The sequence below is a fragment of the Flavobacterium branchiophilum NBRC 15030 = ATCC 35035 genome, assembly GCF_002217205.1.
In the GTDB taxonomy this organism is placed as follows: Bacteria; Bacteroidota; Bacteroidia; order Flavobacteriales; family Flavobacteriaceae; genus Flavobacterium; species Flavobacterium branchiophilum.
Genome location: NZ_MUGT01000072.1, coordinates 1 through 11629, shown reverse-complemented (window position 1 = coordinate 11629; position 11629 = coordinate 1). Strand labels below are relative to the sequence as shown.

The 11629-nt window shown below is 32.6% G+C and carries 11 protein-coding genes and 1 pseudogene; 8 read left to right on the top strand and 4 right to left on the bottom strand.

Annotation, left to right across the window (positions count from 1 at the left end; all coding sequences use genetic code 11):
• Positions 1-216 precede the first annotated feature (216 nt).
• From B0A58_RS09355 to B0A58_RS09325, 7 genes and pseudogenes are all read left to right on the top strand, one after another.
• Positions 217-1119: pseudogene (locus B0A58_RS09355) on the top strand (DNA adenine methylase); the annotation flags it as partial.
• A 356-nt stretch (positions 1120-1475) separates the two neighbouring features.
• Entirely contained in the window at positions 1476-2375 is a 900-nt protein-coding gene (locus B0A58_RS09350) for a type II restriction endonuclease (RefSeq protein ID WP_089080835.1), read from the top strand.
• 112 nt (positions 2376-2487) lie between these two features.
• The gene (locus tag B0A58_RS09345; RefSeq protein WP_089080834.1) at positions 2488-3312 is read left to right on the top strand and encodes a DUF3883 domain-containing protein; all 825 of its coding nucleotides are present in this window, start codon (positions 2488-2490) and stop codon (positions 3310-3312) included.
• Positions 3312-4190: a DNA-methyltransferase gene (locus tag B0A58_RS09340; RefSeq protein ID WP_089080833.1), complete on the top strand. Its 879-nt coding sequence runs from the start codon at positions 3312-3314 to the stop codon at positions 4188-4190. Before B0A58_RS09345 ends, B0A58_RS09340 begins: the two co-directional genes overlap by 1 nt.
• Positions 4191-4492: 302 nt before the next feature.
• The gene (locus B0A58_RS09335; RefSeq protein WP_089080832.1) at positions 4493-5218 is read left to right on the top strand and encodes a pyridoxine 5'-phosphate synthase; all 726 of its coding nucleotides are present in this window, start codon (positions 4493-4495) and stop codon (positions 5216-5218) included.
• Positions 5219-5222: 4 nt separating this feature from the next.
• Positions 5223-5999, top strand: coding sequence for an alpha/beta fold hydrolase (locus tag B0A58_RS09330; protein WP_089080831.1), 777 nt, complete (start codon positions 5223-5225; stop codon positions 5997-5999).
• 35 nt (positions 6000-6034) lie between these two features.
• Positions 6035-6382: a phage holin family protein gene (locus B0A58_RS09325; protein WP_089080837.1), complete on the top strand. Its 348-nt coding sequence runs from the start codon at positions 6035-6037 to the stop codon at positions 6380-6382.
• An 84-nt stretch (positions 6383-6466) separates the two neighbouring features.
• On the opposite strand, the gene obgE is transcribed toward B0A58_RS09325, so the two are convergent.
• From obgE to B0A58_RS09310, 3 genes are all read right to left on the bottom strand, one after another.
• Positions 6467-7468, bottom strand: a complete 1002-nt coding sequence (obgE, locus tag B0A58_RS09320) for a GTPase ObgE (protein WP_014083563.1) — start codon at positions 7466-7468, stop codon at positions 6467-6469.
• Positions 7469-7498: 30 nt separating this feature from the next.
• Positions 7499-8770 (bottom strand): hemolysin family protein, encoded by a 1272-nt coding sequence (locus B0A58_RS09315; protein ID WP_089080830.1) that lies wholly within the window; start codon positions 8768-8770, stop codon positions 7499-7501.
• Positions 8771-8854: 84 nt separating this feature from the next.
• On the bottom strand, positions 8855-9427 hold the full coding sequence (locus B0A58_RS09310) for an adenylate kinase (RefSeq protein ID WP_014083561.1): 573 nt from the start codon (positions 9425-9427) through the stop codon (positions 8855-8857).
• A 144-nt stretch (positions 9428-9571) separates the two neighbouring features.
• Here B0A58_RS09310 and B0A58_RS09305 point away from each other — a divergent pair, with 144 nt between their 5' ends.
• Positions 9572-10819 (top strand): glycosyltransferase family 4 protein, encoded by a 1248-nt coding sequence (locus B0A58_RS09305; RefSeq protein ID WP_089080829.1) that lies wholly within the window; start codon positions 9572-9574, stop codon positions 10817-10819.
• Here the strand turns inward: B0A58_RS09305 and miaE are convergent.
• Positions 10810-11397: a tRNA-(ms[2]io[6]A)-hydroxylase gene (gene miaE, locus B0A58_RS09300; protein ID WP_014083559.1), complete on the bottom strand. Its 588-nt coding sequence runs from the start codon at positions 11395-11397 to the stop codon at positions 10810-10812. The genes B0A58_RS09305 and miaE overlap by 10 nt on opposite strands.
• Between the last annotated feature and the right edge of the window lie 232 nt (positions 11398-11629).

Sequence of the window (11629 nt, the reverse complement as noted above, 5' to 3'; positions counted from 1 at the left end):
AAGATAAGGCTCCCAAGAATGGTTTTGTTGCTATTTTGATGCAAAAAATTGGGAAAGAGAAAAAGAAATAAGTATATTTGTCAATTCAAAGAAATAGGAAAATTTTACAAATATACTATTTAATAATTTTAAAATGATTAAATAACAATATCTTATTAAATTCCAATTTAGATAAAATTAATAAAAAATTATAACCAATTTAGATAAAAAAATAATATGACAAATAAAGTAGCAAAACCTTTTTTAAAATGGGCAGGTGGTAAAACGCAACTTATCAATGAGATTGAAAAGGTAATACCAAAAAAATTTTATAATGAAAAATTCACCTATATAGAACCTTTTGTTGGGAGCGGTGCAATTTTATTTTGGATGTTACATCATTTTCCAAAGCTAGAAAAAGCGGTTATTAACGACATTAATGAAGATTTGATAAACACATATAGAATTATTGCATCAAAGCCTAAAGAATTGATTTCTATTCTCGAAATGCTACAAAATGAATTTCATCAATTAGACGGAAATGATGAGCAAAAAAAATTATATTATTACGAAAAAAGAACTATATACAACACAAGAAAAGAAGAATTGAGTACACAAGCGGCATTATTTATTTTTTTGAACCGTACTTGTTTTAATGGGTTGTATAGAGTGAATAGCAAAAATTTATACAATGTTCCAATGGGAAGTTATAAAAAACCAACTATTTGCGACAAAGAAAATATTTTAGCAGTAAGTAATGCTTTGCAAAAAGTGGAAATTCTAAACGGAGATTTTGAGAAAACTATAAATTATACTAATAAAAACTCATTATTTTACTTTGACCCCCCTTATAAACCACTAAGCGAAACATCAAGTTTTAACTCTTATGCAAAAGACGATTTTAACGACCAAGAACAAATAAGGTTGAGAGATTTTTGCACAAAATTAGATGATTTAAACCACCACTGGATTTTAAGTAACTCCGATGTGAAAGGGAAAAATGAAAATGATAATTTCTTTGATGATTTGTATGTAGATTATAATATACAAAGAGTTGATGCCAAAAGAAGCATCAATGCAAATCCTGAGAAAAGGGGAAAACTAAAGGAGTTGTTAATTACTAATCAACCTAAAAAAGAATATTTACCAGTTTTGAAAATGAATATTGAAACATTCACAAATTTTGATAAACCTTATTGGGTTTTTAAACAAAAAGTAAATATAAATGAAATAAAAATAGACAAAAGTCTAATGGAATTTGATAATCCAATTTTAGACTCAACCCTTGAAAATATAATGTATTATTTTGATGATAATTTTTGGATTCCTATTACTGTAAATAAAGATTTTTATTTGTTAGATGGGCAACACAGATTGGAAGCTGCAAAACGAATGAAATTAAAATATATTGATGTAGTTGTTCAAAATACCGAATTACTTGAAATGGGTAGTGAAAACAGAAAAGTAAAATTTGAAAAAATTGTTTTATAGATATTATGAATAAATTATGTGAGATATTAAAAATAGAAAATGAAGATTTACTTTTCAAACAAATAACATCTACTTTCAAAGAGAAAGGAATTTTGCTTTGGGACTATTTTGTGAATTGGGAAAAAGTACAAAAAAACATCAAGGTAATCGAAAAAGAATTAAATCTTTTGAATGTTTTAATAGGAAAAGAGAATATTGAAAAAGAGGTTTTTGAATTGATAAAAGAATATCCGCAAGTTATTAAAGCATTTCCTTTTTTAATTGCTTTTAGAGACAACAAGGTCTCAATGCTTACTGACGTTACCGAGTTTTTATATAAAGATTATGATTTTAAACATAGAATTATAAGTGATGAAGATTGTGAAGATTTAACTACTTTTTTTATGCAGTCTGGACTAGGTAATTTAATGAAGGATAAACATATTAAAAACCTTGTTGATTATGTAACTGGTGTTGAAGTTGGTTTAGATAGCAACGGAAGAAAAAATCGTGGTGGCACTATGATGGAAAAGATTGTGGAAACATTTGTAAAAAATGCTTGTGAAGAATTAGGACTACTATACATGACCCAAGCCAATGCTAAAAAGATTAAAACGCAATGGGATATTGAAATACAAGTTGACAAATCTTCTCGAAACTTAGATTTTGCAATCAATAAAAATGGAAAGTTGTATTTTATTGAATGTAATTTTTATGGAGGCGGCGGTTCAAAACTAAAATCTACTGCAACTGAATATGTCAAAATGAATGAATATTGGAATGCTCAAAACATTACTTTTATATGGGTAACAGATGGTGCAGGTTGGAAATCAACACTTAAACCATTAAGAGAGTATTTTGATAAAGCGGATTATTTGTTGAATTTAGAAATGTTGAAAAAGGATTGTTTAAAGAAAATAATTTAATATTAAGTATATATCAAAAATAAAGATAAAAAATTTCAAGTACTTTGATGAAGTTGAAATAAATTTTGAATAAATAGAAACCAAACAAGCTGTATCAGTCAGTTTTTAAAATATGAATAACGAGACATGCATACACGGGGGTATTTCTCCTGTTAGTTTATTAAAGGATTTACATCATAGCCAAGCAGGTTCAGGTAGACATCGTTGTCCAACATGCGCATATGAACAAGGTTTTATATTAGGTAGTAGCAAGAGATGGAATTCTTATTTTGAATATAGTAACTCTATTCCTGATGCAGAGGAATGCCAATTAGGCAGTATTGCACCTTCGCTCATTTTAAAAAATCTAGGAGATAATCAAGGTGGCACAGGAAGGCATAAATGTACAAACTGTGCTTTCAAGAAAGGCTTTGAAGTTGGTGTTTTAGAAAATAAAATTGATTCTATAAAATTAGATTTAGTACCCGCACCAAAAAATGGTTTAAATACAAAAGACAGAAGTTTTAAACCATTTAAGAATGTTGATTTTATTAAAAATGAGTTAGAGAATAAAAGATTAGGTTTTCTTGGCGAACTTTTCGTAATAAAAAATGAAAAAGACATTTTAAATAGTTATGGTCGTAAAGATTTAGCTGATTTAGTTGAACATTCCTCTGAAATACATGGTGATGGTTTAGGTTATGATATTCTTTCATTTGATATAAATGGAGATAAAAAATACATTGAAGTGAAAACTACTAGAAGTGAAATAAATAGACCTTTCTATTTGACTAAAAACGAAATTGAATTTTCAAAAATTAATAAGGATAATTATTACTTATACAGATTATTTGATTTTGATACTAATTTAAACATTGGAAAGTTTTATAAACTTAAAGGTGATTTATATAAAGAATTAAATTTAGATGCAATTTTATATTTAGCTATTCCAAGATAATGATAAAAACCTATTTCAAATCCCAAGACAAAGACTTTTATCTTCTTCACGGAGATACCATGGAACTTTTGCCTCAATTTGACCATAAGTTTGATATGATTTTTGCAGACCCTCCTTATTTCTTATCAAATGGAGGCTTGTCTATTCAAAATGGTCAGATTGTTAGCGTTAATAAAGGCAAATGGGATAAATCAGAAGGCTTTGATTTTATCAATGATTTTAATAGAAAATGGCTTTTATTGGCAAGAGAAAAATTAAAAGAAGATGGCACTATTTGGATAAGTGGTACCATGCACAATATTTTTTCAGTTGGGCAAATACTTAATGAATTAGGTTTTAAAATCCTCAACGTAATAACTTGGGAAAAAACAAATCCGCCGCCTAATTTTTCGTGCCGCTATTTTACCTATTCAACAGAACAAATTATTTGGGCAAGAAAAAGTGAAAAAGTTCCGCATTATTTCAATTACGATTTAATGAAACAACTCAATGGCGACAAGCAAATGAAAGATGTTTGGAAATTGCCGGCGATAGCTCCATGGGAAAAATCGTGTGGCAAACATCCTACGCAAAAACCTTTATCGGTTTTAACAAGGTTGATTTTAGCTTCAACAAAACCTGGTGCTTGGATATTAGACCCATTTACAGGTAGTTCCACCACTGGAATTGCAGCAAATTTAGCAAACAGACGTTTTCTAGGCATTGACCAAGAAGAGACATTTTTGGCAATTAGTAAAAACAGAAAGATAGAAATAGAAAAACCTCAAATAGCATCGACTTATAGGCAAAAAATTAGTGGTTTTAATTCAAAAAATGCTTTGGAACTTTTATTATTTGAAGAACCAAATCTCAACTATGGAACTGGAATAAATTTTTAGCACACTAATTAACCTAACTATTTCTATTTTATTATTCTGATAATATCTTTACTTTTGTACCGAGGTTTGCGTTAGGGATTGCATTGAACCACCCAGCCCCAAAAGAGGCATTGTATTGCACCAAAACAGCTTTTGAATGTGTAATCAAAAGGATTATTTTACAATATTATGTTTCTTTTGGAGTTTAATGAACGTTGTTTGAAACGAAAAGCCCGACCCTTGTGGGAACGCCCAAAATATTGGTTTTGAAAATATTAAAAAGAAATTAGAATAGATTTTTTTGTATTAAATTATATATATAAATGACTAAATTAAGTGTAAATATTAACAAAATTGCTACCTTGAGAAATGCTCGTGGAGGCAATGTTCCTGATTTGTTGCAAGTAGCAACAGACATTCAACGCTTTGGAGCACAAGGCATTACGATACACCCTCGACCTGATGAAAGACATATTAGGTATCAGGACGCTCGGGATTTGAAAGCGATTGTATATACAGAATACAATATTGAAGGGAATCCCGAGAAAAGTTTTGTAGATTTGGTACTAGAAATTGGCCCCACACAAGTTACATTGGTACCCGATGCACCCGATGCTCTCACGTCGAATGCAGGTTGGGACACTATAAAACATAAAGATTTTTTGACAGATATAGTTACCGAATTGCGTCGTCATCACATTCGTACCTCGTTGTTTGTGGATCCTGATTTGAAAATGGTTGAGGGAGCAAAATTCATTGGTGCAGATAGGATTGAACTCTACACCGAGCAATTTGCCCATTTGTATGGCAAGGGCAACAAGCTTGGGGTTGAACCATATAGACAAGCAGCCCTTTTGGCCCATGAATTGGGATTGGGGCTAAATGCTGGACATGATTTGAGTTTGGATAACATTCAATTTTTTAATGACAACATGCCTCATTTGCTAGAAGTTTCTATTGGTCATGCTTTGATTGCCGAGGCATTGTATTTGGGCTTGGATAATGTTGTAAATATGTATTTACAAAAATTAAAAACATCTAGCCTATAATTTCATGAATCCAGTGTTAAATAGTATTGTGTTGCAAGCCAACAAAGAAGCTCCAAAACTGTTGGTGCTTCATGGTTTTATGGGTATGGCCGACAATTGGAAAACCCTTGGGGGACAGTTTGCCGAGTTGGGATTTGAGGTACATTTGTTGGATTTGCGAAACCATGGCAAAAGTTTTCATTCAGATACGTTTACGTATTCGGCTTTTGTATCAGATATAATTGAGTATTGTGGGCAGCATCAAATAGCAACATTTTCGGTAATTGGCCATTCTATGGGTGGAAAAACAGCTATGTTGTTGGCTTGTTTGTATCCAAATAGGGTGCAACAATTAGTAGTTGCAGACATTAGTCCGAGGTATTATACCCCGCATCATCAGGTGATTTTGAGAGCATTAAATGCGGTTGATTTTACAACAAAGCCAAGCCGAGCAACTGTTGAACAAGTTTTGGCTGGATATATTACAGATTTTGGCACCCGACAATTTTTGCTCAAAAGTTTGTATTGGCAATCTCCAGGGCAGCTGGCATTTCGATTTAATTTGAAGGTTTTCAACGAAAGTATTGAATCTGTTGGGGAGGCATTGCCAAAAAATTATCATTTTGACAAGCCAACCTTGTTTATAAAAGGAGGTCTGTCTGATTATATAACCGACCAAGACATGATGGCCATTCAGGAGCATTTTCCAAGTGCTGTTTTCAAAACGATTCCAAATGTTGGGCATTGGTTGCATGCTGAAAATCCAAAAATGTTTTTTGAGATTTGTCAAGAATTTTTATAATTTTACAAAAAAAATATCCATCAAAATTTTATATCATGAAACTTTTAGCCCGATTATTTATAACCACTATATTAGTAGTTATTATTGCCCGATATGTTGAGGGTGTTGTGCTGTTAGACGGCATTGCAACCTCTGCAAAAGTAGCTTTAGCATTGGCTATTTTGAATATTACAGTAAAACCGTTAATTAAATTATTTACATTACCAATAACATTTTTTACATTAGGCTTATTTTTATTAGTAATTAACGCATTAATGATTTTAATTTGTACTAAAATAGTAGATGGTTTTAGGGTTGATGGTTTTTCGACAGCTTTTGTTTTTAGTTTAATCTTATCGTTATCGCAAACCATTTTGTTTAGCTTGTTGAGCGACAAAAAATAAATACAATACATAAAGCCGTTATTTTTATGAAAATTATTTTCAAAAAATATCGGCTTTTATTTTTTTAATATTTAATCATACCAGTTATTCGTTTAACATTTGCCATAATTTATCTTTTAATTCTGTCAAACCTTGCTGGGCTACGGCAGAAATAAGCATATAAGGAATGTTTTGAAACTCTTTGTCAAGCTCGGCTTTGAGTTCGGCTTTGAGTTCATCGTCGAGCATGTCGCATTTTGAAATGACCAACATGCGTTCTTTGTCGAGCATTTCGGGGTTGTATTGGGCCAATTCGTTCACTAAAATATCATATTCAGCTTTGATATTTGGAGTATCCACAGGCACCAAGAAAAGCAATGTAGCATTGCGTTCGATATGTCTTAAAAAATAATGCCCTAGTCCTTTTCCTTCAGCAGCACCTTCTATAATACCTGGTATATCGGCAATTACAAAAGATTGAAAATCACGATAATCTACAATACCTAAATTGGGTTTTAGAGTTGTGAAAGGATAGTCGGCAATTTTAGGTTTGGCCGAAGTAAGCACAGAAAGTAGCGTAGATTTACCAGCATTTGGAAAACCAACTAAACCAACGTCTGCCAAAACTTTTAATTCTAAAATCACGTCCATTTCTACACCTGGCAAACCCGGTTGAGAATAACGAGGCGTTTGATTTGTCGAACTTCGAAAATGCCAATTGCCAAGCCCCCCTTTGCCACCTTGCGAAAGGATTCTTTTTTCGCCATGTTCGGTAATTTCAAACAATATTTCATCTGTTTCTTTGTCTTTTACAACTGTTCCAAGGGGCACTTCAATGATTTTGTCCTCGCCGTCATGTCCTGTACTTCTATCAGAACCGCCATCGCCTCCGTGTCCCGCCTTGATATGACGAGCAAATTTAAGATGGAATAATGTCCAAAGTCCTTTGTTGCCAACAATATACACATGGCCTCCTCGACCACCATCTCCACCATCTGGCCCTCCTTTTTCGATAAATTTTTCTCTGTGCAAATGTGTAGAACCCTTCCCTCCTTTTCCTGAAGAGACATATATTTTTACATAATCAACAAAATTTCCTTCCGTCATAATTCATTTATTTATAAGATGTTACGCTATCTATTGCTTGTTTTTTACTAATATTTTATCAATTTTAACTCCATCCATATCCATTACTTCCAACTCAAATTTTTGCCAATAAAGGAGGTCGCCTGTTTTTGGGATTCTGGCCATTTCAGTCATAATCAAACCACTTACTGTTGTTACTTCATAATCGTTGATGAGTTCGTCAAGTTCAAAATGAGTAAGAAAATCATGTAACGGATAATGCCCGTCCACAAGCCAAGTGCCATCTTCTCGTTCGTGCAATTTGAAATCGTCTTTATAAAATTCGGACGCATCGCCAACCAAAGCTTCCAAAATATCGTTTAGGGTAATAATTCCTTGAAAAACTCCATACTCGTCTGACAAAAAAGCATAATGCACCCCGCTTTGTTTGAAATTTTCCAATGCTTTATAAGCAGTAGTTTGTTCCATCAAAAAAGGAGCTTCTGTAATAATTTGTTCTAAATTAAAATGAGGTTTGTCAATATGAGCAAAAATATTTTTCAAATTGACAACACCAACTATATTATCATAATTTTCGTCATATACAGGATATATAGAATGTAACTCTTTGAGCATTAATGATTTTACTTGGTCTTTATCGGCCTTTAAAGGCAAAAAAACCACTGCATTTCTATGGGTCATTAGCGAATTTACTTTTCTGTCGCCAATATGAAATACCCGCTCTACAATATCTTGTTCAATTTCTTGTACTTCGCCGCCCTCGGTTCCTTCTTTGATGATGGCTTTGATTTCCTCTTCGGTAATTTTGCCATCAGACGAAGGCTTGATCATCATTATTTTTAATAAAAATTCGGTTGAAACCGTTAGCAACCAAATAAATGGTGCTGTGGCAATAGAAATCATTTTCATAGGAATGGCCACTGCTTTTGCAATGCTTTCTGGATGATTTAACCCAATTCTTTTAGGCAATAATTCACCCAAAACCAACGAGAAAAAGGTTAAAGTAACCACTACTATTCCTACCGCAATTGTTTGCGAATAAGGTTGTAAAACAGGAAAACCTGCAACAAAATTCTGAACATCTGTTGTAATTTTATCGCCACTAAAAATACCCGTAAGGATTCCAATTAATGTAATTCCAATTTGAACTGTGGACAGAAACTTATTGGGCGAATTAGCCAAATCCAAAGCTGCTTGTGCACTTGCATTTCCTTTTTTGGCAGCATTTTCCAATCGATTTTTTCGAGATGAAATCAATGCTATTTCTGACATCGAAAACACACCATTCAGAATAATTAACAATAGGATAATGATAATTTCCATGATTTTTTTGTTGATAAAAGCAAAAGTTTCAAATTCAAAGCTTGTTGGTAACTTTAAACTTGAAACTTTTAAATTTTGTTAATTTTATAAAGAATCTATTACAGCATTTACTCTAGTGGCTACTTCTTCAATTGTTCCAATGCCTTCTACTCCATAAAATTTGTTTTGTTGGTTGTAATAATCCATCAAAGGAGCGGTTTTTTCGTTGTATTCTTGGTAACGATTTCTAATTTTTTCTTCGTCTTGATCATCAGATCTGCCACTGGTTTTTCCTCTTTCCAACAAACGGGCTACTAATATTTCGTCGTTTGCTTCTAAAGCAATTGTAGCATTCACTTGCCAATTTTTGCTAGCCAAAAAAGCATCTAAAGCCTCTGCTTGAGCAATTGTTCGAGGAAAACCGTCAAATAAAAACCCTTTAGAATCTGCATTTTTATTTACAGCATCTTCAAGCATTTTGATGGTAACTTCATCTGGTACCAAGTCGCCATTGTCCATATAACTTTTGGCTAATTTACCTAAATCGGTGTCGTTTTTAATATTGAATCGAAAAATATCTCCCGTTGATAAGTGGGTTAATTGGTATTTTTCTTTTAAAAATTCGGCTTGTGTCCCTTTTCCAGCTCCTGGTTTTCCAAATAATACGATGTTAATCATTTTAAATTTTGTATTTTGTAGTTATATAATAAGTTGTGTTTTATTTTTGTTGCGAAAAATAAACCGCAAAGATAATCATTTGATTTTTGATATTTAACAATTGATTATTACTACTTTTGAAAAAAAATGAAATTTTATTAAAAAATGGTTCAAAATACACTTTTAATCATCGGTTCGGTTTGGATAGAACCACAATCTACGGCTGCAGGCAGTAGAATGTTGCAATTAATTGCTGCATTTCAGAGTCAAAGTTGGCAAATTATTTTTGCCTCTACGGCGGCAGATAGTGCTTTTGCCATTGATTTAGATACTATTGGTATCCAAAAAAAAGCAATATTGCTCAACGATGCTTCGTTTGATCATTTCATCAAAGCAATGCAGCCTCAAATAGTACTTTTTGATCGATTCATGACAGAAGAACAATTTGGATGGCGGGTGGCTGCAAATTGTCCTGAGGCTCTTAGAGTTTTAGACAGTGAAGATTTGCATTTTTTACGCAAAACTCGAGAAGAAAAATATAAAAACCAACAAGAAGTTGCCGTTGCCGATTATATGAAATCGACTATAGCCTTTCGAGAAATAGCTGCGATATATAGATGTGATGTAACCCTAATTATATCCGAATTTGAAATGCAATTATTGAAAAATGTTTTTAAAATTCCAGATGAAATTTTGTTTTACTTGCCGTTTTTAATTGATGAAATTAGTGTAAACCAACAAAATAAATGGCTAAAATTTGAAGAAAGAGCCCATTTTATAAGCATTGGAAATTTTAGACACGAACCCAATTGGCACACCGTTTTGAGATTGAAACAACACATTTGGCCCGAAATAAGAAAAAAAATTCCTACTGCTCAGTTACACATTTATGGGGCCTACCCTACTCCAAAAGCCCAACAATTGCATCAAGAAAAAGATGGGTTTTTAATCAAAGGAAGAGCAGATTGTGCACATAAAGTGATACAAAAATCGAGGGTATTACTGGCTCCAATCCCATTTGGAGCAGGCCTCAAAGGCAAATTGATAGAGGCTATGCAAAATGGAACACCAAGCGTTACAACTCCCATTGGAGCAGAAGCCATGCACGCTCATTTGCCTTGGAATGGTGCCGTTTGCGAGCAAGATTCAGACTTTGTTTTAAAAGCCATCGATTTGTATCAAAATTCAAAAAAATGGTATGCTGCACAACAAAACGGCCTCATAATTATTAACAAACTGTATCAAAAAAAACATTTTGAAGCCCTTTTTATGAACCAAATGCAAGTTTTATTAGCCAATAAAAAAAACCACCGAACGTTTAATTTTATTGGCAATATGTTGCAACATCATAGTTTACAGAGTACAAAATATTTGAGCAAATGGATTGAAGAAAAACAAAAAAATCAACCATGAACAGTTTCTGATTTGCCATAGTTAGCAATAACAGAGGCTTCAAATTCAAGCCATTCGTTCCAACGTTTTTCGACATCAATTCCATGACCGTATTTTCTGGCATATTTTATAAAAGTAGTATAATGTCCAGCTTCGCTTTCCATCAAATCTCGATAAAAAACAGCCAATTCGGGATCTTTGATGTTTTCAGAAAGTACTTTAAAACGTTCGCAACTTCTGGCTTCAATCATGGCTCCAAACAACATCCTTTCAACAAGTCCAGAAATTCTACTTCCCGTATTGCTCCTTTTCATATATTGGGCCAATTCATTAACGTAAGGATCTTTACGTTCTCGCCCCAATTTTAATCCTCTGGCTACAATAATATTATTGACCATTTGAAAATGTTCAATTTCTTCTTTAGCCAAAGCCAACATATCTGCCACTAAATCAGGATAATCAGAGTTTTGAGTAATAATGGTAATGGCATTTGTGGCTGCCTTTTGTTCGCACCAAGCATGATCAGTAAGAATTTCTTCTATATTTGTTTCAACAATGTTTACCCATCGTGGGTCTGTTGGAAGTTGTAATCTAAACATTATTTGCAATTTAAAATTGAGAGGGCAAAAATAGTGTTTTTTAAACATTATTTTGAGATAAAATTTTTTATAATCATTTGGTAATATAAAAAGACAATGTGGGTAATTAAAAAATCGTTTTTCGGTATAAAATATCGTTTTTGGATTATTTGAATTAAAAAACAGCCATTGAAGTTGAAAAAAAGTTAATAGTAAGAAACCTGTAAATAATTAACTCATCTTACGCAAAAAT

Coding starts and splice junctions, on each gene's coding strand:
- B0A58_RS09350 (WP_089080835.1), top strand. CDS start 1,476: ATGAATAAATTATGTGAGATATTAAAAATAGAAAATGAAGATTTACTT.
- B0A58_RS09345 (WP_089080834.1), top strand. CDS start 2,488: ATGAATAACGAGACATGCATACACGGGGGTATTTCTCCTGTTAGTTTA.
- B0A58_RS09340 (WP_089080833.1), top strand. CDS start 3,312: ATGATAAAAACCTATTTCAAATCCCAAGACAAAGACTTTTATCTTCTT.
- B0A58_RS09335 (WP_089080832.1), top strand. CDS start 4,493: ATGACTAAATTAAGTGTAAATATTAACAAAATTGCTACCTTGAGAAAT.
- B0A58_RS09330 (WP_089080831.1), top strand. CDS start 5,223: ATGAATCCAGTGTTAAATAGTATTGTGTTGCAAGCCAACAAAGAAGCT.
- B0A58_RS09325 (WP_089080837.1), top strand. CDS start 6,035: ATGAAACTTTTAGCCCGATTATTTATAACCACTATATTAGTAGTTATT.
- obgE (WP_014083563.1), bottom strand. CDS start 7,468: ATGACGGAAGGAAATTTTGTTGATTATGTAAAAATATATGTCTCTTCA.
- B0A58_RS09315 (WP_089080830.1), bottom strand. CDS start 8,770: ATGGAAATTATCATTATCCTATTGTTAATTATTCTGAATGGTGTGTTT.
- B0A58_RS09310 (WP_014083561.1), bottom strand. CDS start 9,427: ATGATTAACATCGTATTATTTGGAAAACCAGGAGCTGGAAAAGGGACA.
- B0A58_RS09305 (WP_089080829.1), top strand. CDS start 9,572: ATGGTTCAAAATACACTTTTAATCATCGGTTCGGTTTGGATAGAACCA.
- miaE (WP_014083559.1), bottom strand. CDS start 11,397: ATGTTTAGATTACAACTTCCAACAGACCCACGATGGGTAAACATTGTT.